This is a genomic window from Paenibacillus sp. OAS669 (genome assembly GCF_014873645.1).
In the GTDB taxonomy this organism is placed as follows: domain Bacteria; phylum Bacillota; class Bacilli; order Paenibacillales; family NBRC-103111; genus Paenibacillus_S; species Paenibacillus_S vulneris.
Genome location: NZ_JADBDR010000001.1, coordinates 538537 through 559931 on the forward strand (window position 1 = coordinate 538537; position 21395 = coordinate 559931).

Genomic DNA, 21395 nt, shown 5'->3' on the forward strand with positions numbered 1-21395 from the left:
GAAGCGTCCCGCTATTTTTTGCCAGCAAGAAATGCGTCGATCTGCTTTTGCTCTTCCAATTGAATTTTCTTGGCTAGCGGTGCAGCCTCCGCTTTGAATTTGGACCAGTAGGTTTCAGGATCTACCACGCCGTTGAACAAGGCTGAGTAGTATTTGGCTTCGATACTAACGTATTGCGAGATTTCATTGCTGACTGCTGCATTGTTGAATGTAAATCCAGACAGCTTGTCGATCTTGAAGTTGCTTGCATCGGAGGTCCACTTGTTCAGCCTTTTCGTCTCCTCGTCCTGGCTCGCATCCTGCCTGTCGGTCGTTGGATTCCAAACCCATACGAACGGGAACCATTTGTAACCGTCGCCTTTGAATTTGTACTGGTCGTCCCCGACGGCTTCCCAGTTTTTATCCTTAATCCCGTACACCAGCAAATCATAATTTTCCTTCTGATTGGCCCATTCGAGGAATTGGATGGCACGCTCTTTATGCTTGCTCACGACGGGAACGGAAATGAAGTTGTATTGAAGAGAATTCGTTACCATGGCGCCTTTTTCCAAATTCATGAAAGTCACTGCTTCCAATTCCGCTTTGGGGTTAGCGTTTTTCAACGCTTTCTGCACGTCGTCCCTCACTCCGAAATCATTGCTGGCAATGATGGCCGCCTTGCCCTGCTTGAGCAGCTCGGCTTCATCCTTGATCGCCAGAACATCCTGGCTGATGATCTTATCCTGATACAGCTTGCGGGCGTTTTGAATCCAGGACCAGACCATGGGCTCCATCTGATCGAATAGATTGTAAATTTTTCCGTCGTTATTTTTGGTATACAAGACGAGCGATTCCGAAAGCACCGGGCTCGGGGCGATATTCTCCTTATTATCTGCCCAATAATGACGGAATGCGCCCTCCGACAATCCTTTCTTCACGTCCTGGCCGGCCGGAATGAACGGTGTGATGTTAGGAACTCCGTCTCTGACGGCATAGGCGAAGCGGATCAGCTCGTCATAGGTCTTGATCGGCGGGATATTCAACTGCTCACGCAAATCTTTTCGCACGTAGTAAACGCGGCCCTGCAGGAAGGAATTCCCGTTCGGGATACCCATAATTTTTCCGTCGAATTTGTTGGCGTCCCACATCTGCTGCGGACGGTTCTTTAAAATCGTCGGTCCGTACTGCCGGAGCAGATCGTCCAACGGCGCGTAGCTGCCTGCAGCGATTTGCTGTGTGAGATGCAGCCATGGTGCATCGAAGATCAAATCGATCTCTTCGCCGGACGAGAGGGTAACCTGCGTTTTTTGCGCCAGGTCGGCCCATGGTACGAAGACCACATCCAATTTGACATTAACGGAGTTGGCCATTCGCTTCTCCGCCTCCTGGATGACCTCATCGAAATCCTTGGGGCGGTCGCCCGGGACCATGATTTTCAATGTCACTGGCTCTTGCTTTTTCCCATCTCCCGTATTATCGGCTTTCTTGGCCGTGTCGGAAAGCTCTGCTCCGCTGTTCGTACAAGCCATCAGCAGAGCTGTAAGCAAAAGCATGGCTGCGGCTGCGCCGGTCGTTTTTTTCTTGTTCATGTGCAAATGACCTCCTGTGTATCGTTGAATTAGCCTTTGACGGCCCCAATGGTAATGCCTTTTACGAAATATTTTTGCAGCAGCGGATAGAGGAAGACGATCGGTCCGATGGTAAGGCAGACGATCGCCAGCTGAATGGCATTTGTCGGCGCCGTCACCTGGTAGCTCGCCCCGCCCCCTACGTAAGCGGATACATTAAGATTGGAAAGTAACTGGCGAATCATTAACTGCAAGGGATGCAGCTTGTGATTGTCAATGAATAAGAGCGACAAATACCAGTCATTCCAATATTGAATCGCATAGAAGAGTGAGACTGTCGCAATGACCGGTGTGGATATCGGAATGATGATCGTATAAAACAGCCTCATCTCCCCCGCTCCGTCGATCGTCGCCGCCTCGTTGATTTCATATGGAAGCGATTTATAGAACGCTACGAGAATAAAGGCATAGAATGGATTTAACAAATAAGGAAGAATCAGTGCCCACAAGGAATCCTTCAAATGCAGCCAATTCGCCACCATGATGTAGAAGCCGACTAGCCCGCCGCCCAACACCATCGCCAGATACGTCAGAAAGGATAAAATATGACGGTATTTCACCATCGGATGGGCAAGCACATAAGCGAACATCGACGTCATGAGGACGGCCAGTACCGTTCCGACGACGGTGACGATCAGTGAATTTTTGTAGCTGGAAATAAATTGCTCCCCTTGCAGCAAATATATATACGCATCGAGACTCCATTCACTCGGAAGAAGCTGATAGCCATGCTGCAAAAAGCTCGTCTCGGAAGCGAACGAATCCGCCAGCACGATCCAGAACGGAATGACGCACACCAGACTGAACAAAATAACGACGGCGTAGATGAGGACTACGAATAATTTCTCCCCCCAGGACTGGTCTTCCCGGATTCGGGTTCGAGCGCGTTTTCCAGGTAAAGCCACAGCGGTATGTTCCATAAGCCCTCCTAAAATAAGCTCGACTCGCGGTCGATTTTTTTAGCGATTTTGTTAAAGATCAAAATGGCCGCCAAGCCCATAACGGATTGATACAGAACGACGGCGGAAGACATGCCGAAGTTGCCCAGCTGGCGCAGCGCGCGGAACGAATACGTATCGATCACATCCGTGGTCGGATACAAAATGGAGTTGTCCCCGACGATGCCGTAGATCATCCCGAAATCGCCGAAGAAAATTCTTCCGACTCCGAGCAGCAGCAGGACAACAATTACAGAACGGATCGACGGAATCGTAATAAAAACGATTTGCTGGAACCGGGTCGCCCCGTCGATCCTTGCCGATTCGTAATATTCCGAAGAAATGCCGACGATCGCCGCCAAAAATATAATCGAGTAATAGCCCGCGAATTTCCAGACGTAGACCAAGGTTAAAATAAACGGCCACAGCTGGGCATTCTGGTACCAGTTGATCCCGCCAATCCCGATCTGCTTCAGTCCGTTGTTCAAAATACCGTCGGTGCTCATAAAGGCGAGCATCATCAAGCTGACGACCAGCCAGGAGATGAAATATGGAAGAAATATCAGCGATTGGCTGAGCTTCTTGACGATGACCGAGCGAATTTCATTGATCAGAATGGCGAGCACGATGGCAAAGCCGATCCCGAAGAGGAGGAATAACAGATTCAAGTACACCGTATTGAAGGTGACCCGCAGCCAATCGCTCCCTCCGAAAAAAAACTTAAAATTGTCCAGCCCTACCCATGGGCTGCCCCATATTCCCTTCACAGGCTGAAAGCGTTCAAACGCTATGAGATGCCCGAACATCGGAATATACGAGAAGATGGCCAAAAAAATAATGCCCGGCAAGGCCAGTAAATAGAGCTGGCGTTTTTTTACAATTTCCTCGATAAACCCTGTCAAATGTAACGGCCCCTTTCTTCATGATGGTTTTCCCTTTCACCATAAAGAAATTTCGGCGGATTGGATAGTTCGAATACTGTTTTTCAGGTTCCGATTTTGCGATAAACCGGGGATTTACCGGGGAAAGTCAAATTCCAAACCGCATTTTAAGGCCCTACCTACCATAAGCGGCACTGCATCTGTGTGGTCGTCAGTGTTATTTGGGTGAGTTTACATAGGTATAAAATAAGCGGGTAGTCCTGTCATCTGCGATGACATCAGGACGGCCCGCTTGAGCTTTCGGATTTATAATACACTTGACTTTAGGCGTCAGCCACTACCTCAACGGACGCTTCCAGCAAAGCGTCGCTCAGCTCCCGGTCAGGGAGGCTATCCGTTATCAGCCTGTTCACAGCATGCAAAGCCGCGAAGGAGAACAAGTCCTGCTTGCCAAACTTGGTATGGTCCATGACAATATTCACTTCAGCCGACTGTGCGATAGCGATACGCTTAATCTCTGTCTCGTACATATTGGAATTACTGAACCCATGCTTGACAGCCATCCCCGTTGCTCCGATGAACGCCCGGTCGAACGCCATGGTCGACAGCGCATTGGCTGCAACGGGGCCGATCAGAGTATCCGTCGCATCCAGCATCATGCCGCCGATGATAATAGTCGGAATCCGCTTCCCTCGAAGCTCGGCGGCGATATTCAGCGCGTTGGTAACGACGGTCATATTGCGGTCCGGCGCCAAGCATCGCGCCACCTGCAGAGTCGTCGAGCCTCCATCGAGAAAGATCGAATCTCCGGGCAGCACTAGCTCAGCCGCACGCCTGCCGATTCGCATCTTCTCCTCGATCAAGACGCCGATACGCTCCTGCAGCTCGATATCCTTGCCGAGCAAGATTGCCCCACCGAAGGTGCGCTTTATATGTCCCCACTGCTCCAGCTTTTCCATGTCCCTACGCAAGGTCATTTCGGTAACATCGAACATCTCCTTCAGTTCGGCGATTTTTACCTCGCCGGTCAGAGCCATCCGATCCAAAATTTGCTGTTGGCGTTGGTTTACTTGATTATGCGACTGTGACATGTGAACCCCCGTAACTTTTCTTCATGCTTCTATTATCCCAGTAACCTGTTCCACATTCAATCTGATTTCATGCCGCACGATTTGGCCTGGCTCCAAATACACAAGTGTTCCTTGCTCCCGCTCCTTCCATCTGCCCTCTACACGGCAATTGGCCGGCTCCAGGCCAAGCACGTGCGTTCCGGCTCCTGGCATGTACCATTGTACCAGCAGCGGAAGCGTCTCAGCCGACCAGCAAAGCGTAACCCGAATCCTTCCAGCACCTTGCGCCAGCGGGAAGTTAGCGTTTTCAATACGGACTTCCGGTTGAGCCCCGCAGCTATGATAGTACACTTTTTCTTGAAAAGCGGGATCGGGTGACTGCCAACGGTCGTATCCGTCAATCAACACCGAGCTCCCCCTCGCCTGAACGGCTTCATTGCTGCCGATGTAAATCCGCGTATCTTCACATAATAAGGGAAAACCAAAATTAAAATGATACAAGAGCATATGAGGACAGCGAGAGAAGCCCATATTCCGCACCTCATCGCGGATGATGATTTCGTTTCTGCCGAGTTGACTGCGAATTTGCCTGGAGAGACGAAGCGTTCCGCCGAATATGGACGTTTCTTCTACTACGCCGGAAATCGTCATGTCCATTTCGTCTCCCTGCCACACGCTTGTTGCCGCAACCTGGGCTGCAGGGGTATGATGCGCCCGGCCGTGCAAGCCGAGCTGCTCCCCTTGATCCTCGCAAGCCGATCCGACTTGAGTCAAGCCGCAGGTCATCAGCAAGCCTCCTGACGCCGTTCGAAGCCATTCATTCTCCTGTGCGGCATAATAGCCGGGGTGGACGTCAGTGTTAGGGGACTGCCAGCTGATAGGCGTTCCGCCGAATTCTGCTAAGGAAATATCCAATCCCTTGGTTGGGGTTACATAATAACATAGCCCCGCGCCGGTGCGAACCTGAATCTGCTCAACACCCGACTCCTTCCCTTCCGTGCTGAGGAATCGCCGAATGCCGGCTATTTGCTCAACTCTGCCTACACGCGCCTCCAACTCGCGACGAGACCAATCTTTTCCGTACAGCCTCATGTCCGATCCTGCCCGTCCTCTTCGATAACCGGCAGCCTTGCGATACGAGGATCGGTGAACTGATCGTACTCATCCCGGCTGGTGCTGGAAAATTCGGATACGACGGCCCCTTCCTCGCCCGCTTGAAACCAATGCTTGACTCCAGGTGCGATCGTATACTGCTCTCCCGGATTCAGCTCCACTTCATGGAAAACGGTGTAATATGCCTCACTGCCCGGCGGAAGCGCGGCTTGAATGTCGGAAGCGGCCTCGCCCTCGACATAGAGCAATACTTTTCCTAACCGGCAGCGAAACGTTTCCATTTTGCCGGGTTCATGGCCTATCGGCGGATGCAGATGCTCGGGGCATGTTTGCTTCGGGAACAGGACCAGCTCCTTGGCGCAGTAACGATCCGAATTTACATAGGTAATTAATTGCAAACCCTGAGCTTCAAGGTCTCCCAGCCCGAAATCCGCGACTTCGATATGCTCGGCTTCCGGCTCTGCGATCACAATGCCGCCGGATTTCAGAATGGCCGCCGCCCTTTCTTGAGCCCGTTGGTATTCGCTTCTTTTCATCGTTCATTCCTGCCCTTCAACATAGAATTGATGGTGCGGGCCGACCCATAATCCAGGCTCCAGCAGGCTCCATCCAGTTAGATCTAGCTTCATCCCGCGCTTGGCCCATCCCCGGCCGATTCGCTCCCAGACCTCTTGCCAGCTCGGAATCCCGCTTGTCGCATCCGCCCACTCTACATTGAACGCACCGGCCCCGACCGCGGCATGAAGCGACTCTTTCAGTGACAAGCCCCTCAATAACCCTGTCAGGAAACCCGCTATCGTACAATCGCCGGCACCCGTCGTCCCCACAGCATCCACCTCGTAGCAGGCCGTCAGCATCTCACACCCGAGCCAATGCTCCGCCATCGCTTGTTCTGGCGCACACGGCCCCATGGCTCTCAGACGGTCTGCATTAGATGTCGTTCGCACGTACAATCCGTGCTCTCCCAGCTTAATCGCAGCGATAGCCGTTCCCATCTGCAATAACTGCTCCGACATTTCACTCAAAAGCCCTCCGTCAGCGGCGTAAGACAGCAGATTACCGTCAGGAGCCTCCCCCAGCAGGCGCTCGAAGCGCTCTCGCTGCAGCATATACAGAATCTCTTCGAAGCTGGGCATAAAAATATCAACATATGGCAGCGCATGGGTAAGTACAGCGGTCCAATCGACCTTCCCTGCTGCGGAATCAGGGTCAGGCCTCGCCATATCAAGAGATACGGTAAGGTCGTGATCCTTTGCTTTCTTTAACAGCAAGGCCAGCTCTTCTCCTTGATTTTCATACATTTTGCGCATGAGAGGGGGATACCCAAAATGAAACAGCCTCGCATCCTGCAGGTGGGCGGGAGTCAAATCCGCAGCCGAATAACTATCGTTCGCTCCCGTCGAATGCAGAAAGGTGCGGTCTCTATGCGGAGGGCTGATGACGATGGAATACGAGCTGTGCTCATGAGGTGCGATGATCATGCCGTCCGCCAAGGCCGGGCTATGCTGGCGCAATATCGTCAGTATCGTCTCACCGAACGGATCGGTTCCGATCTTGCCCATCAATTTCACTTTGCCGCCGAGCCGGTGAAGCGCAATACCGGTGTTGGAGACGGCGCCTCCGGTAGAGAGGATTGCCGGTCCGATATTGACAAGCTTGCCCGGAGCAAAGAAAGCACTCGTTCCCGCATGCGTCTCCTCCATTGCCGGGATGATATCCAGACAAATGTGTCCGGCAACAATCACATCCATCTCATCGGTTTTCAATATCAATTCCTCCAGTCAATTGGAATCGTTTGTCCGGTCCGGTTCGACTCCAATGCCGCCGTGAATATTTTGTGGCTGCCAACCGCTTCTTCCGGCGTCGCGCAGCGGAAGGGAAGCCGTGCGTCCTTCCCGTGCGTCAGCTCGTCGCAGAAGGCCGCCCACATTTGGAGGATCGAATCCGAGAAGCCAAACTCGAAGATGCCTCCGGTTATGGTGCCGTAGGCCGATTGATACGGCACATCCTCCACATGCCATGCCTGAACGCCTCCCGGCGTGTACGGCAAATAGGAGATCTGTTTTGGATGCTTGGTCGTAAATTCCGCGGAACATTCCGTTCCCGCGATCCGGATAAACCAGGTGTTAGCATGCCCGGGGGCGATGCGTTTGGTCGATAGAACCATCGGAAACCGCTGGTCTTCCAGCTCGACGTCGCAGGCAAGAATCGCGTTGTCCCAAGTTTCGCAAGGAACTGGGCTCCCCGAAGCATCCGGCCGCTGCCGTATAATGTTGGCCAGCAGCGCTCGGACGGACTTCGGCTTCCAGCCGAAACGCATCGGCAGATGCAGGACATGCATGCCCAAGTCCCCCATACATCCATATTCGCCGTTCGAAGCGATTTGCCTTTTCCAATTCATCGGTTTTCCCGGGTCCAGATCGCTGGAATGCCAGAAGCCCGCCTCGACCTCCATAATTGTACCGAACTTCTTCTCCTTCACCCACTGAACGATTCGCTGAGCCCCCGGAAAAAACGGAAATTCCGAAGAGCAGCGTACGATAACATCGGGATGCTTCAGGACAGCTTCCTGAATGAGGCGGTTCGCGTCCTGATCGATTCCGAACGGCTTCTCGCCTAGCAAATGCTTGCCTGACTCTATAATATCGACATAGATTTGCGCGTGCAGATGATGCGGCACGGCGCAGTATATGGCGTCAACGGAGGGGTCGGCCAGCAGCTCCTTATAATCCGTATACACGGCCTTCACACTTGGCACATGTTCCTTGAACCATTGCGTTGCTGAGACGTTAGCGTCGCAAACAGCGGTAATTTGGGGTTGGAAATCGACATTTGTCAAATGACACCAGCGGGCCGCTGCGCTGGCAAATTCTTTACCCATTAACCCGCAGCCAATGACGCCGAAGCGTATGATCGTTTTTGACATAACCTATCTTCTCTCCTTATTTTGCAGATTCCCCGGCGAGCAGAGCTAATGCTTGCGCTTCGGCAGCCCCGTGATGAACAATCGCCATCAAGGCCCGGGTCATGCCGGCCGGATTTGGGTGCTGAACGACATTGCGGCCGTATACGATACCGGAAGCGCCCTGCTTCATCAATTGCACGGTACGTCTGACGATTTCCTCATCCCTGGCCCTGCCCCCGCCCCGCACAAGAACGGGAATCCCGGAGGCTATCTCGATAACGCGATGATATTCTTCCACATGATCACAAGGGTCCGCTTTGATCACATCTGCGCCCAGCTCCACCGCTTGCCGAACAAGCGGCAAAATCTTGTCGATATCACCATCTACCATGTAGCCGCCCTTTGCTTCGTTAGGCAGCATGACCAGCGGTTCGACCATAAGCGGCATGCCGTATTTCTCGCACTCGGTCTTGAGCAGAGATACGTTCCTGACGCATTGATGGTGAAGCTCCGGCTGGCCTGGAAGCAGCAGTAAATTCACACAAACCGCCACCGCATCCATGCGCAGGGCGTGCTCTACGGCCTTGTCGATCAGCTCGCTAAACAAAAAACGCGGAAGCGTATGACCGTAAATATTAGCCGCATCCGTACGCAAAACAAGTCCTGGCTTGCGTCCACCAGGAATCGATTGTAAATGCCGAGCCTGGCCAAGGCTTAATTGGATACAATCCGGGCCCGCTTCGACGACTGCCGTGATCGCCTGCTTCATATTCTCGATGCCGGACAAGAAGGAAGTCTCGTTGAAAAAGCCGTGATCCATAGCGACGTCAAAGCATTTTCCCTGGGCGCTGAACATCCGGTTTAATCTGGGTTTTGGTATCAAACGTGTTCACCCTTTCATAGCATTAAGTTAATTTATAACATATATGTTCGTTTACAACATAATATTATGTTATTTTATAACATATGTCTATAAAAAAATAAACCGCCCATAGCCGGTTTGGGACTGACCCCACAGCATGAGACTAAACAAAACACCTTCAAGAGAAAGCTTCCATGTCGTCAAATGTGGAAGACAACTTTGGAGGTCTACTGCCGCTTTCTTTAGCAAATTATGGGCAAGCGAAAGCCACCCGACCTCTAAGCTTACTTTGGGTAAGCCTCGAAGCAGGAATCTTTTGAATCCCCGATTGTTCTTGATATCACCAAATACAGGCTCCGGCTCGATCATCCGCCTTGCCTACTGGCAGTGCTTTCATCGAAACTGTGGGGCGGGAAGAAATCCGAAAAGTTGGAAATTAGTGCACGATTGATTGTAGAATAGAAAGGAAAGCAAGAAAAGGAGTGTGTCCGATGAACGAACAAAATGAATATCGGTTTCAGGTCAATTTGAGCGGCATGATCAACATTTTATCCAACCATTTGTATAGCAGTCCGAAGGTATACTTGCGCGAGCTGCTGCAGAACGCAACGGACGCCATTACGGCAAGAAATACAATCGACCCGGCAAACGCGGGACAAGTGTCGGTGGACATTGCGGGCAGCGGGTCCAATCGGACGATGACCATCGAAGATAACGGCATCGGCTTAACCGAGGAGGATATCCACCGTTTCCTGGCCATGATCGGCCATTCCTCCAAGGTCGGGGAAGATTTCCTGGCGGCCGAAACGTCCTTTATCGGGCGTTTCGGCATCGGCCTGCTGTCCTGCTTTATGGTCAGTGATGAAATTATCGTCCTGACGCAATCGGCCGAGGGCGGGCCTTCGATGGAATGGCGCGGCAAGCCTGACGGCACGTATACGATCCGCAAGCTGGATACCCGTCTGTCCACGGGAACCCGCGTCTACTTGCGCAGCAAGCCGGGTTGCGAATCATATTTCGAGCCGGAGACGATCAAGGAACTGCTCTTCTATTACGGCGCTCTGCTGCCTTACCCCGTCACTCTCAGAGCGGACGGAATGCAGGAGATTATCAACAGCTCCCGCCCTGCCTGGATCGAAGAGCCTGAATTGGCTCGTGGCAGCCGCCACGAGGTACTGGCTTTCGGACAGCGGCTGCTCGGGGAACGATTCCAGGACTTCATTCCGCTGCGCACTTCAAACGGCCGGACCGGCGGCATAGCCTTCATCCTGCCGCATACCGTCAACTTGAACGCACGGCGGGCGCACAGAGTCTATTTAAAGCAAATGCTTGTATCGGATCAAGCGGACAACATTTTGCCGGAATGGGCTTTCTTCGTCAAATGTCTCGTTTGGACCGACGAGCTGCAGCCGACCGCCTCGCGCGAGCATTTCTATGAGGATGAACGACTGCAGGAAGTCAGAAACGAGCTGGGGCAGGCCATTCGGGATGAGCTGATGCGGATGGGAGAGTATGAGCCGGACCGGCTGCAGCACGTGATCGGACTTCATGTGCTATCCATGAAAGCGCTGGCGGCCGAAGACGCGGATTTTCTCTCGGTTATTTATCGCTGGCTGGCCTTCGAAAGCACCTATGGCGAGCGTACGCTGGGAGAGCTGCTCAATGAGCGAAGAAAGCTTTACTATACCCTCTCCGTGGATGAATATCGGCAGATTGCCCATGTAGCGGCGGCGCAATCGCAGCTTGTCCTGAACGGGGGCTATATCTACAATGCAGAGCTGCTGGAGGGGCTGGCCTACCTGAAGCCGGAGCTGGAGCTGGAACGCCTTGTTCCGGAAGATGTATCTTTGGCCTTCGCCGATCTTACCCTTGAGGAAAAAAGCCGTTATTACGAAGCGATCCGTCTGGCGGATGCGGCGCTGCAAAGCTTTAAATGCCAGGTGCAGCTGAAACGGTTCAAGCCGTCCGAGCTACCCGCGCTCTATACGTTATCAAGAGAATCGTCGGCTCTCCGCTCCATCGAGAATGCCCGGGAATCGAGCCCCGATTTGCTAGCCTCCGTGCTGGGTAATTTGAGTGCGGGACTGAACGAATCCGCCTATTCCACCCTCTACTTTAATCTGGACAATCCGATGATAGCACGCGTATTCGCGTCTGCTCATCCGCAGATGCTTCCGGCCGCGGTAGAAGTGCTGTACACAAACGCCTTGATGATGGGACATTATCCGATGACCCGGCGGGAATTGAATGCGATGAATCAAGGCATCGTCCGCTTTATCGAATGGGGACTTGCCGCCACGTCCAAGAATGGGGGGACTTCCGAATGAATCAGGATTTGCAGGCTTTGCTTCAGGAGGCAGGATCGCTTCCGGACGGCGCGGCGAAGCTCGAGGTGCTGGAGGCGGCGGTGCGCATCGCCGATGCCGAAGGACTGCTGGAGCTGGCTTACGATATAAGGAGCGATATCGTCCGAACGTCTATTTTTAACGGATTTCCGCTGAAAGCCGTCGTTGCGTTCTCGTGGCAGCTGGGACAGTACGACCGGCATCCCGAATTATTCGACAGCTACGATCTGTTATGGTCGTACAAATGGATTCTCGGGGAAATCTCCCACTTCCCGGATATTCCGCTGCAGCAGATCGAAGCGCTGGCCGAGGATTTGGGCAAACGATACCAGGAGCACGGGTATGGCCCCCGCACGTATTGGTATTACCGCTTCCGGCTGGCCATGGATCTGGGCCGTTTGCAAGAAGCCGGGACATTCATGGAACGCTTTCAAACATTGCGAAGAGACGACATGAGCGACTGCATCGCCTGCGAGCAAAATCAAATTGTGCAGTATTACGCCGAAGCCGGGGACGACGAGAAGGCGCTGGAAGCGGCTAAGCCTATTTTGTCCGGCTCGATGCGCTGCGCCGAGGTGCCTCATATTACGATCTCCTATCTTCTGCTTCCGCTGTATCGCGCGCGGTCCGCGGAGGAAGCGGCTAAGGCGCATACCCGCGGCTACAGGCTGGTCAAAGGAAAGCGGGATTTTGTCGGGGCCCTTGCGAGGCATATCGAGTATTTGGCGGTAGCCAATCCGAAGAAAGGGATCGAATTGTTCGAACAGCATATCGCCTTGACGCTGCAGCATGAGGATCCATACCAGACGATGCTTTTCCACCTGTATTCGTCAAAGCTGCTGCGAAGGATCGCCGCGGAGGATCCGGTTTACCGGCCCAGGCTGCCGGCATCATTCGTATGGGCGAACGGGGATATGTCTTTGGAAGAGCTGGCACGGCATTTGGGCGGGCTTGCGATCTCCGCAGCACAGAAGTACGACCAGCGCAACGGTAATACAGTTTATTCCGAACTGGCCTCGGTCGCATTGCGCGACTAAGCCGTTCGAAATCGAAAACGGACCGCCCGGTTATCTTCCGAGCGGTCCTTGCGCATGTTCTTATCGCTATTTATGTATCCATCGGAATATGATCCCATTCCTCGTCGTCGCAGCCGACCATCCAGAACAATCCTCTGCGCCTCTCCATCACGACGCTCTCGTTCATGCCTGCAGGGGCTTCCTGTCCCTGGATGCGGCTGTTTACGCACGCCCATTGCAGACGATAGATTTTGTCCGCCTCATCCAAAATTTCCTCCCGGCTGCGCATGGCCGTCTGCCGGTAAAATTCCTCGAACGAGCCGCAGCGGGAGACGACCTCAATCGCATAGTTGCAATCGCAAATCCGGTCGGGGAACTCCAGCGTCTCCACCAGCTGCAGCGCCCAGATCAGCGGCCAGTACGCTTCGTACTGCCATGCGATATTGACGGCCTCTTGCGGCGCCGGTTCTTCCGCTTCCAGCAGCCGGCGTTCGTTTGGGGTCAACTCGTCCTCTACGCCGAATTTCCGCAGCGTATTCATAACAAAATCCTTAGACTCGGCGAGGTCGCCGCCTTGTGCGATGTCGCAAGCGTACTGGATCACGATCAGCAGAGCAACCGCTCTCCTGGCGATCTCTTCCTGTGACTTCCATCGGCATTCGGCTGCGGACGGCAGCTGAGGCAAAGCTTCCAGATGCGGGACACCGCGCTCCCGGATATAATCGATGGAGGCTCTTTTTCTTCGCTCGCCCTCATCGGATACAGCCTCCGGCCCGAGCACTTTCACGGTGCAGGCCCGGGGCCGGAAATCGGCCGGACCCGACGTTCCGTCAGGATACACAATGACTTGACCGTCGTAATCAAGAAGCGTTCCATCCTGCAAAAAGCCGATCCCTTCGACCTTGGACAGCAGCGCCATGCATAGCTGCAGCTGCTTCTCGTTCAGCTCCTTCTCCGCTTCGAGCGCGATTATCGTATTCAATACGGAGATTTGCGTTAAGACCAGTCCCTTCCGATGGTCGTCGGCAAAAGGAATGCGGTCGTAAAACCCCATCATCCCGGGAATATTCGTTTCGAAGTAAGCGGGATTCGTGCGTTCATTCGACACCCGGATAATCGTCTTCCGCTTGTTGAACAGCGAGCCTGTCTCGACAGTATAATCATTTCTATTTTTCTCGATGGTATGGTCTTTCGCATACAGGTCCGTAATGATATCTTCGATATCGTCCATATCGTTTCTGGATGCAAATATAGTAAAATATTTCAATGCCATGCCTCCTCTGGGAAATACTATTACTAGATTACTTGACCCCAAAAGCGGCTGTCAAATTCTAGCATGACCGGCAGACGCCTGCAGTTCCATATCCATAAACACATCCGCTCTTCCGCCCGAATTCGCGCCCCCGCAACTCGGGTGTTACGCTCATTTTGGAGAGCTCGAACACGCCAGCCCCAGTCGGCACGAGAGCAACGCATCCGAATAGGGGACTTATCTTAACCTAAGCACTAAGAAAATACTTTATTTTCACCGAACAGTAGAGGATGACTATAGAGAAAGTATCCGTATCCCCTCCCCCAACCTTTAGTAGAGCGATCAGTATCTATCCCATACTAAAAAACACACCCTAAGGTGTGTTCTCCATAAACTTCTCTATAATTGAAGCTACCGCATTCATACTAATGGGTTTACTCACATATTCATCCATTCCCTGGGATAAATATCTTTCGCGATCGCCTTTTATGGCATGAGCCGTTACCGCTACAATGAATGGAGTTTTCCCACCCGTCATATTGGCTTTAATCTGCCGGGTGGCTTCCAATCCGTCCATTCCCGGCATTTGCACATCCATAAAAATAATATCATAAGGGAAGCGTTGAACCGCTTCAACCGCATCAAGGCCATTTTCCACGATAGCAGGCCGATATCCCAGCTTCTCAACCATCTTCTTTAACACGATCTGATTCACGGCATTATCCTCAGCTATCAGAATATGAAGAGTATTGTCCGTCATACTTATAGGATCAAGAGCATATTCTAAGGAATTTGTCTCCGAATGGGGTTCAAGCTGAAATTGGGTCGTGAAGACAAACCGCGATCCGGATGGTTCAGCCGAGGCTTCATAGGTGATTTCCCCGCCCATAAGCTGAACCAGCTTTTTACAAATAGCTAAGCCTAAGCCTGTCCCCTCTGTCTTACGGGTCATGAAATTATCGACTTGGTAAAATGGCTCAAATAAGTATGCGGCTTTGTCCTTAGGAATACCAATCCCCGTGTCCTGAACAGAAAACTGAAGACAAACATGATCCCGTTCGAGGGACAGACACTCCACCGAAACGGATATCGTGCCTTCCGCTGTAAATTTCACAGCATTACTAAGCAAATTAATAAGCACTTGCCTTAATTTCGTGTCGTCGCCACCTACAATATTAGGAACATTAGGACAAACCGAGGTAGAAATCACCAAGCTCTTTTCCAATGCTCTTGGCATAATAATATTGATAGTTTCCGAGACAATGACTCGAACATTGAACGGTTCCATAGCGACCTCAGAAACCCCTGACTCGATTTTGGAAAAATCCAGAATATCGTTAATGATCGTGAGAAGTGTGTTCCCGCTTTTTTTTATAATTTGCGCATACTCCTGCTGCTCCGAATCCAATTGGGTCTCCAACAGTAAATCCGTCATGCCGATAACCCCATTCATAGGGGTCCGGATCTCATGACTCATCATGGCCAAAAACTCGCTCTTGGCCTTGTTCGTTTTCTCAGCAGCCTCTTTTTCTATAAGCAGCCGCTTTTGCTCCGTCATATCCTTGGCAATGAGATAAAATCCGAAGTTCTTACTATGTATAAAAATGGGAGCCAAAGTGGCCAGCACTTCAACCGTATGTCCATCTTTGTGATAAATATAATTAATATTTTTTTCTACAGACGAATAATCCTGAGCTGAGGAAAAAATATCAGCCAAAATTTTAGGTCCCAGGATTTTGGAGATACTCTCTCCGATTAGCTTTTCTATTTTATAGCCGGTTAATTGCTCCGCCATTTGATTACCGTTAATAATATTACCATCCAGTCCAAAAGATATGATAGCGTCATGATTGTATTTTTTTAATGAAGTATAGCGTTCAATGCTTTCCTGCAGCTTTTGCTCGGCAAGCTTATTCCTCGTATTGTCAATGATCTGGAAAATGAAATATTGCGGACTTCCATCATTCTCATCGCGAACCAGAGAAACGTGCAAGGAAGCCCAAATCATTTCGCCGTTTTTCTGTACGAAACGTTCGTCCGCTTGGCAGGATTCTCTCCCGTTATCTAGCAATTCACTTATTAGAACCTCCGTCTGGCTTTCGGCTGCTTCAAAGAGCAGGTCTCTCATAGTAAGTTCCCTCAGCTCTTCTACCGAATAACCGAATATTCTGCACATGGTGGGATTTACATTGACCCACTTTCTGTCTAATGAGACAAAAGCGATGCCTATGGGAGCAATGCGATATACTTGTTCAAAAAGAACCTGGTGGTCGATTTCCGTTAATTGCTGCATAGTCCGCCCTTCTTTCCTTTCTCATATCTCATATAATAAAGAACATATGATTCAACCTTTATTACCCCAAGACGATAGATTTGAAACAAGGTCACATGCTAAAAATAAATTACCAGCTTGATCGTTATCGTCAACATTTGCTCCGACACTTTCTCCTGCCTTGTTACCTACAGCAGCGCCTACAATGCCGCCAACAATAGTGCCTACAGGACCCAATGCAGAGCCGACTACGGCTCCCAGGGCTCCACCTCCGGCAGTATCTACGGAGCTTTTCCTGCCAAAGCGTTTCGAGCTTTTTCTTGGCGTATCACCTTGGACGAGTTTTGAAAGATGCCCGCCATTGTACGGCGGGTTTTTCAGCTAAAGAGTTCTCCGTAACTGACTCTCAATGAACCTGTGTTTCCAAATTAATGACAACCTTGCCTACCACGCGACCTTCTCCAAAATACTCAAGTGCTTTTGCTGTGTCCTTTAAAGAAAACCGTCGATCTATAACTGGCGTGACCTGACCTGTTTCTATCAAGGATTTCCAAACCAACTGATCGTTATGGTTCGGTTTATGAACTAGTACCTTCACTTTCTTCTTTTCAACCCAAGCGATCAACGGAGACACCAGCAAAGCCTGAAAGATCCGAGGCAGAGAACCGCCAACCATGACATACGTGCCTCCTGATTTGAGTGCTTTCTTGATCTCGAAAATTGAACGATTCCCGACAACATCAAGGATCACGTCGTAACGCCGACCGCTGTTGGTGAAATCTTCTTTCGTATAATCCAGCACGTGATCTGCTCCGATTGAACGCAGCATTTCCAGCTTCTCAGCTCTATCCACACCAGTCACATCAACCTCAAGCAATTTGGCATATTGAATTCCAAATGTACCCACACCGCCGCCCGCCCCATTAATCAAAACCTGATAACCTTTTGAAAGCTTTCCTTTATCACGTAATCCTTGTAAGGCTAGAACAGCCGCTTGTGGAATGGCGGCTGCCTGTTCAAAACTCAAACCTTCAGGTTTTTGCGTCAATGCTTCTTCGTTAGCGCATACATATTCAGCAAACCCGCCCCAACCGCAACCAGAAATGTCTCCAAAAACTTCGTCCCCCTGCCTAAACTTATTGACAGCAGCGCCCACAGAGACTACCCGCCCCGCTATGTCAGCGCCTAGGGTGCGGTAACGGGGCTTGCGAAGTCCGCCAAGTCGGGTCAGAAACGGTTTTCCACGTAGGAGATCCCAATCCCAGGAATTCACCGATGCAGCGTGCACTCTGATCAGCACTTCATGATCCAAAGGTTGGGGGATTTCCACTTCTTCCATTCGTAGGACATCGGGCGTTCCGTAGGTATCATACACCAGTGCCCTCATTTTACCTACCCCTTGTTTCACTTGACGACCTCCTTCCAATCCTAAACTAATGTTCATTGCATAGGTCTTTTCTAACATGGTTGAGTCCGACCATTCGCAAAGCACACATTTCTGGTTTCAGCCTAAACTATACTCGCGATCACTCAACAGTATGCCATCCGTCGAAGCCTAGCGTTCGTATTCTTCACAGAGAAAAGGCATGAGGACACCAACATGTTTTTCTTATTCGACGTTGTGTTCTCATATTCCTTGCTGTCAAGATAGCGGAACCACGCCAGGTAATGCTCCAAATATTTAGTTGCCACACCGTTGAAACGGTCCATCCACTTCTTCAGACGGCTATGGTAGCTGTTGACGTTCTGGATATGGTAAACGCTGACGCGCTGTTTCCCTTCGGACTTGAAACGGTAATGTGTTTAAGCGCAGCGAGAATCTTATGGCGCCAGTAAAAGAGGATCACGAATGAAACCTCTTCATACATCAGTTCGGCGCATTTTCGCAGCGAAAACCCTTCAATCATCAGTTCGATAAAGCGAACCCACAGATGAGGTCGCCGCGTCCGCTGGAGAGGCGTATTCGTCAGGTCATTGAACGTCTGAAGGCAAGACTTGCAGCGATAACGTTAGCGTTTGACCGCTCCCGCTCGTGTTGTAATTGTGTACTTTCCGAAACGAACAACGCTATGGCTATGGCAATGCGGGCAAACCAGCCCGTCTTTATGCTTTTGCTCTTGATTTTCATCAATCACTCGGGAAGGAGCTGCCCCACCTTTGGTTTCCGACTGCAAAAAGAGAATAAGCTGTTGCTTGTCCTTACTGTCCAAGCCCTTAGCGAGTTTTATCAGTTCCTTTATATCCATAGGGTAATCAGCTCCAAACCATATGATTACCCCCACTATAGAACAAATGTTCGTAACCATCAAATATCAACAATAAGGTTTAACATAGCCTAAATATTAAAAGAAAGAGAGGGACTCCCCCTCTCTTTACCCTCAACTACATCTGCTATAGCCGCAGTTGCTGCAGTTTTTGCAGCCCTCGGTGTTAATAAGTGAAGCACTGCCGCAGGATGGGCACAAGTCGAGCGAAGTCGCCGACTGGCGGTTCACTGCGTATTGGGCCGTCGTCTCTGTGACGACTTCCTGAGTTGCTGTGACGTAAGCGTCCGCCTCGTCGGAGAAATCGCCGTGCATCTCCAGCGCCTTGGCAACCGCATCCGCAATCGATTCGACACGGTTGGCACCGAAGCCGATCGCACCGGAGCCTCCAATGCCTTTAAGATGCTTTGTCAGAAGCTGCACCTTATTACCATGGTCGCCGTAACGCAAGAACAAGGAAATGACTCGGCCTAATGCCTCAGACATCGCGAACACATCGGAGCCCGCTTTCCCAACGTTCAAGAAGATTTCACTCGGAGAGCCGTTCATATCGTTAATCGTAATGTAGGCCATTCCGAACGGTGTATTGAATTTATAAGTAGCGCCGCGCAGGATTTGCGGACGGCGTTTGTATTCCTTATCCACTACCGTGCCAGGCTTCGCATCGGCAGAAACCGCCATAGATTGGAGCACGCTGCTGACTGCTTTGAGTTCCTCGCCCGCTTGTGCCGCCTCCGGCTTCGCTTCAGCCTTCAACGTCTCCGATGGAGTAGAAGTCTCCTCCTTCTTATCCGTGGAAAGCACCTGCACATCGCGGCTGCCGTCACGATAGATCGTTACCCCTTTGCAGCCAAGATCGAAGGCAAGCTCATACAATCGCTTGGTTTCTTCTACGGTGAAATCGGAAGGACAGTTGGCCGTCTTCGAGATGGAGCTGTCGACCCATTTCTGAATAGCGGCTTGGGCTCGAATATGATCCTCCGCCGACAAATCCATCGCCGTCACAAAGTAGTCGGGAAGCTCCTCATTCGGATGAGCGTCCTTCCATTCTTGGGCAATAGGCACATACTGCTTGTCGAAGCCTAGACGGCTCTGCCGATAGTACTCGAATGCGAAGTACGGCTCGATCCCTGTAGAGGTTCCAACCATGGTCCCTGTGCTGCCTGTAGGTGCTTGCGTAATAACAGTAACGTTGCGCATACCCTTTTTCTGAATGGCTGTTCCAACCTCGGGATAGACGCTCGTCATCGACTTCATGAAGCCGCTTTGCAGGAACGGCTCGGCTTCGAATTTCTCGAAGCTGCCCTTCTCGGCGGCGATATCCGCCGAAGCAAGGTAAGCTTCTTTGGCGATAAAACCGTAAAGCTGATCCAGAAATACGAGCGACTCCGGACTGCCGTAACGAATCTCGAGCTTGATCATCAGCTCTGCCAGACCCATCGTACCAAGCCCTACACGGCGTTCACCCTGCTGGTTAATCCGGTTTTGCTCGAAATGGTAAGGCGTTTTATCTATAACGTTATCAAGGAAGCGTGTGGAGTAGCGAACGACCTTGCCGAGTTCTTCCCATGCCACGTCCTGCTTAGTCTCATCATAGAATCGGGATAAATTGATTGCTGACAAATTGCAGACGCCCCAGGCAGGCAGCCCCTGCTCCCCGCATGGATTGGTGCAAATAATCGGATTAAAGTACCAGCTGTTGGACATCTGATTGTAGTACTCCATGAATACGACGCCAGGCTCTGCCGATTTCCACGCCGATTCAATAATCGTATGCCATACATCGCGCGCCTTCACCGTGCGGTACACGTTCACCTGCTTGCCGAGCTTCTTCCATTTGTCCAAATCTCCGTCCCACAGCTCATCATACTCAGGGTCCGTCGTATCAGGATAGACAAGATCCCAGTTCAGATCTTCCTTCACGGCCTTCATGAAGCCGTTGCTGACGCAGACGGACAGATTGGCATTCGTGATTTGTCCCATCGTTTGCTTGACAGTAATAAAGTCTACGACATCCGGGTGCCAGTCGTTCATCATGAGCATCAAGGCGCCGCGGCGGCTGCCCCCCTGCTCGATCAGACCGGTCGTATAGCTGAACAATCCGCCCCAGGATACGGCACCGCTTGAGGAGCCGTTAACTCCTTTTACTACAGCGCGCCGCGGACGTAATGAGGACAGATTGATGCCGACGCCGCCTCCGCGCGCCATAATCTCTGTCATTTCGGAGAGTGTGCTCATTATGCCTCCGCGGCTGTCATGCGGTGACGGAATAACATAGCAGTTAAACAACGTCAGCTCATCGCTGGCATCCGCGCCTGCAGCAATCCGGCCTCCGGGAACCAGCTTCCAATCATCCAATATATATCTAAATTTATGAGTCCACTCGTCCTGCTTCTCGGGGGTTGCTTCGACTGAAGCCATGGCCCGGGCCAACCGGTCCCACAGCTGCTCCGGTGTTTTCTCCAATGTTAAAGTAAGCTTCTCTATGGAAGATTCCACTATATCTCCGCTGCGAAGCTTTACACGAACTTGCTTACCGTCTCTTGAGACAACCTCGCCGACTTCCTTGGCCGGAAATTTAGGATCGTCCTTCGTTAAAACAAGTACGGTATCTCCAACCTGTGTATGGTTCGTATCCGCGTCCTTCATCGCGTAGCGGTCTAGAAATATTTTTTCACTTAATCCCTCGAGTTTATTGCCGTTCACCGTGTTCAATACAACAACCTCCCGAAAATTAAACTACAACAAATATCACAATATCTGGTATGCATTATCCATTATACAATACAATATATAGTGCTTCTAATGGGCCAGTAGCGGAATTTGGAAATTAGGACAAGACGTCGAGCCGAATACTCCTATTTGCTCCT

The 21395-nt window shown here is 51.3% G+C and carries 15 protein-coding genes and 2 pseudogenes; 2 read left to right on the forward strand and 15 right to left on the reverse strand.

The window, feature by feature from the left end:
- Positions 1–11: 11 nt before the first annotated feature.
- The 10 genes and pseudogenes from GGC63_RS01950 to GGC63_RS01995 all read right to left on the reverse strand — a co-directional run.
- Positions 12–1568: a DUF3502 domain-containing protein gene (locus tag GGC63_RS01950; RefSeq protein WP_192700898.1), complete on the reverse strand. Its 1557-nt coding sequence runs from the start codon at positions 1566–1568 to the stop codon at positions 12–14.
- A 29-nt stretch (positions 1569–1597) separates the two neighbouring features.
- Positions 1598–2527 (reverse strand): carbohydrate ABC transporter permease, encoded by a 930-nt coding sequence (locus tag GGC63_RS01955; RefSeq protein ID WP_079908723.1) that lies wholly within the window; start codon positions 2525–2527, stop codon positions 1598–1600.
- An 8-nt stretch (positions 2528–2535) separates the two neighbouring features.
- A complete protein-coding gene (locus tag GGC63_RS01960) occupies positions 2536–3447 on the reverse strand; it encodes an ABC transporter permease (protein ID WP_192700899.1) in 912 nt (303 codons plus the stop codon).
- Positions 3448–3749: 302 nt separating this feature from the next.
- Positions 3750–4517 carry a DeoR/GlpR family DNA-binding transcription regulator gene (locus GGC63_RS01965; RefSeq protein WP_192700900.1) on the reverse strand — a complete coding sequence of 256 codons (768 nt, stop codon included), beginning with the start codon at positions 4515–4517 and terminating at the stop codon, positions 3750–3752.
- Positions 4518–4538: 21 nt separating this feature from the next.
- Complete coding sequence (locus tag GGC63_RS01970; protein WP_192700901.1) at positions 4539–5588, reverse strand: aldose 1-epimerase family protein; 1050 nt, start codon at positions 5586–5588, stop codon at positions 4539–4541.
- Entirely contained in the window at positions 5585–6145 is a 561-nt protein-coding gene (locus GGC63_RS01975) for a D-lyxose/D-mannose family sugar isomerase (RefSeq protein ID WP_192700902.1), read from the reverse strand. The genes GGC63_RS01970 and GGC63_RS01975 overlap by 4 nt, the downstream gene beginning before the upstream one ends.
- A gap of 3 nt (positions 6146–6148) precedes the next feature.
- The gene (locus GGC63_RS01980) at positions 6149–7375 is read right to left on the reverse strand and encodes a carbohydrate kinase family protein (protein WP_225947864.1); all 1227 of its coding nucleotides are present in this window, start codon (positions 7373–7375) and stop codon (positions 6149–6151) included.
- 2 nt (positions 7376–7377) lie between these two features.
- Positions 7378–8535: a Gfo/Idh/MocA family protein gene (locus GGC63_RS01985; protein WP_192700903.1), complete on the reverse strand. Its 1158-nt coding sequence runs from the start codon at positions 8533–8535 to the stop codon at positions 7378–7380.
- Positions 8536–8551: 16 nt separating this feature from the next.
- Positions 8552–9397, reverse strand: a complete 846-nt coding sequence (locus tag GGC63_RS01990; RefSeq protein ID WP_225947865.1) for a class I fructose-bisphosphate aldolase — start codon at positions 9395–9397, stop codon at positions 8552–8554.
- A 213-nt stretch (positions 9398–9610) separates the two neighbouring features.
- A pseudogene (locus GGC63_RS01995) lies at positions 9611–9751 on the reverse strand (transposase); the annotation flags it as partial.
- Between the two features lie 116 nt (positions 9752–9867).
- Between GGC63_RS01995 and GGC63_RS02000 the strand changes: the two are divergent.
- Together GGC63_RS02000 and GGC63_RS02005 are read left to right on the forward strand one after the other, a co-directional pair.
- Positions 9868–11703 (forward strand): HSP90 family protein, encoded by a 1836-nt coding sequence (locus GGC63_RS02000; RefSeq protein WP_192700904.1) that lies wholly within the window; start codon positions 9868–9870, stop codon positions 11701–11703.
- Entirely contained in the window at positions 11700–12758 is a 1059-nt protein-coding gene (locus GGC63_RS02005) for a hypothetical protein (protein WP_192700905.1), read from the forward strand. The genes GGC63_RS02000 and GGC63_RS02005 overlap by 4 nt, the downstream gene beginning before the upstream one ends.
- 70 nt (positions 12759–12828) lie before the next feature.
- Here GGC63_RS02005 and GGC63_RS02010 read toward each other — a convergent pair whose 3' ends face one another.
- From GGC63_RS02010 to GGC63_RS02030, 5 genes and pseudogenes are all read right to left on the reverse strand, one after another.
- On the reverse strand, positions 12829–14004 hold the full coding sequence (locus GGC63_RS02010; protein ID WP_192700906.1) for a DUF4272 domain-containing protein: 1176 nt from the start codon (positions 14002–14004) through the stop codon (positions 12829–12831).
- A 358-nt stretch (positions 14005–14362) separates the two neighbouring features.
- A complete protein-coding gene (locus tag GGC63_RS02015; RefSeq protein ID WP_192700907.1) occupies positions 14363–16282 on the reverse strand; it encodes a PAS domain S-box protein in 1920 nt (639 codons plus the stop codon).
- A 385-nt stretch (positions 16283–16667) separates the two neighbouring features.
- Positions 16668–17669 carry an NAD(P)-dependent alcohol dehydrogenase gene (locus tag GGC63_RS02020; RefSeq protein WP_318780966.1) on the reverse strand — a complete coding sequence of 334 codons (1002 nt, stop codon included), beginning with the start codon at positions 17667–17669 and terminating at the stop codon, positions 16668–16670.
- 122 nt (positions 17670–17791) lie between these two features.
- Positions 17792–18507, reverse strand: a pseudogene (locus tag GGC63_RS02025) (hypothetical protein).
- A gap of 132 nt (positions 18508–18639) precedes the next feature.
- Complete coding sequence (locus GGC63_RS02030) at positions 18640–21174, reverse strand: adenosylcobalamin-dependent ribonucleoside-diphosphate reductase (RefSeq protein ID WP_192701397.1); 2535 nt, start codon at positions 21172–21174, stop codon at positions 18640–18642.
- Positions 21175–21395 lie beyond the last annotated feature (221 nt).

Coding starts and splice junctions, on each gene's coding strand:
- GGC63_RS01950 (WP_192700898.1), bottom strand. CDS start 1,568: ATGAACAAGAAAAAAACGACCGGCGCAGCCGCAGCCATGCTTTTGCTT.
- GGC63_RS01955 (WP_079908723.1), bottom strand. CDS start 2,527: ATGGAACATACCGCTGTGGCTTTACCTGGAAAACGCGCTCGAACCCGA.
- GGC63_RS02015 (WP_192700907.1), bottom strand. CDS start 16,282: ATGCAGCAATTAACGGAAATCGACCACCAGGTTCTTTTTGAACAAGTA.
- GGC63_RS02005 (WP_192700905.1), top strand. CDS start 11,700: ATGAATCAGGATTTGCAGGCTTTGCTTCAGGAGGCAGGATCGCTTCCG.
- GGC63_RS01975 (WP_192700902.1), bottom strand. CDS start 6,145: ATGAAAAGAAGCGAATACCAACGGGCTCAAGAAAGGGCGGCGGCCATT.
- GGC63_RS02000 (WP_192700904.1), top strand. CDS start 9,868: ATGAACGAACAAAATGAATATCGGTTTCAGGTCAATTTGAGCGGCATG.
- GGC63_RS02030 (WP_192701397.1), bottom strand. CDS start 21,174: ATGAAGGACGCGGATACGAACCATACACAGGTTGGAGATACCGTACTT.
- GGC63_RS01970 (WP_192700901.1), bottom strand. CDS start 5,588: ATGAGGCTGTACGGAAAAGATTGGTCTCGTCGCGAGTTGGAGGCGCGT.
- GGC63_RS01965 (WP_192700900.1), bottom strand. CDS start 4,517: ATGTCACAGTCGCATAATCAAGTAAACCAACGCCAACAGCAAATTTTG.
- GGC63_RS01985 (WP_192700903.1), bottom strand. CDS start 8,535: ATGTCAAAAACGATCATACGCTTCGGCGTCATTGGCTGCGGGTTAATG.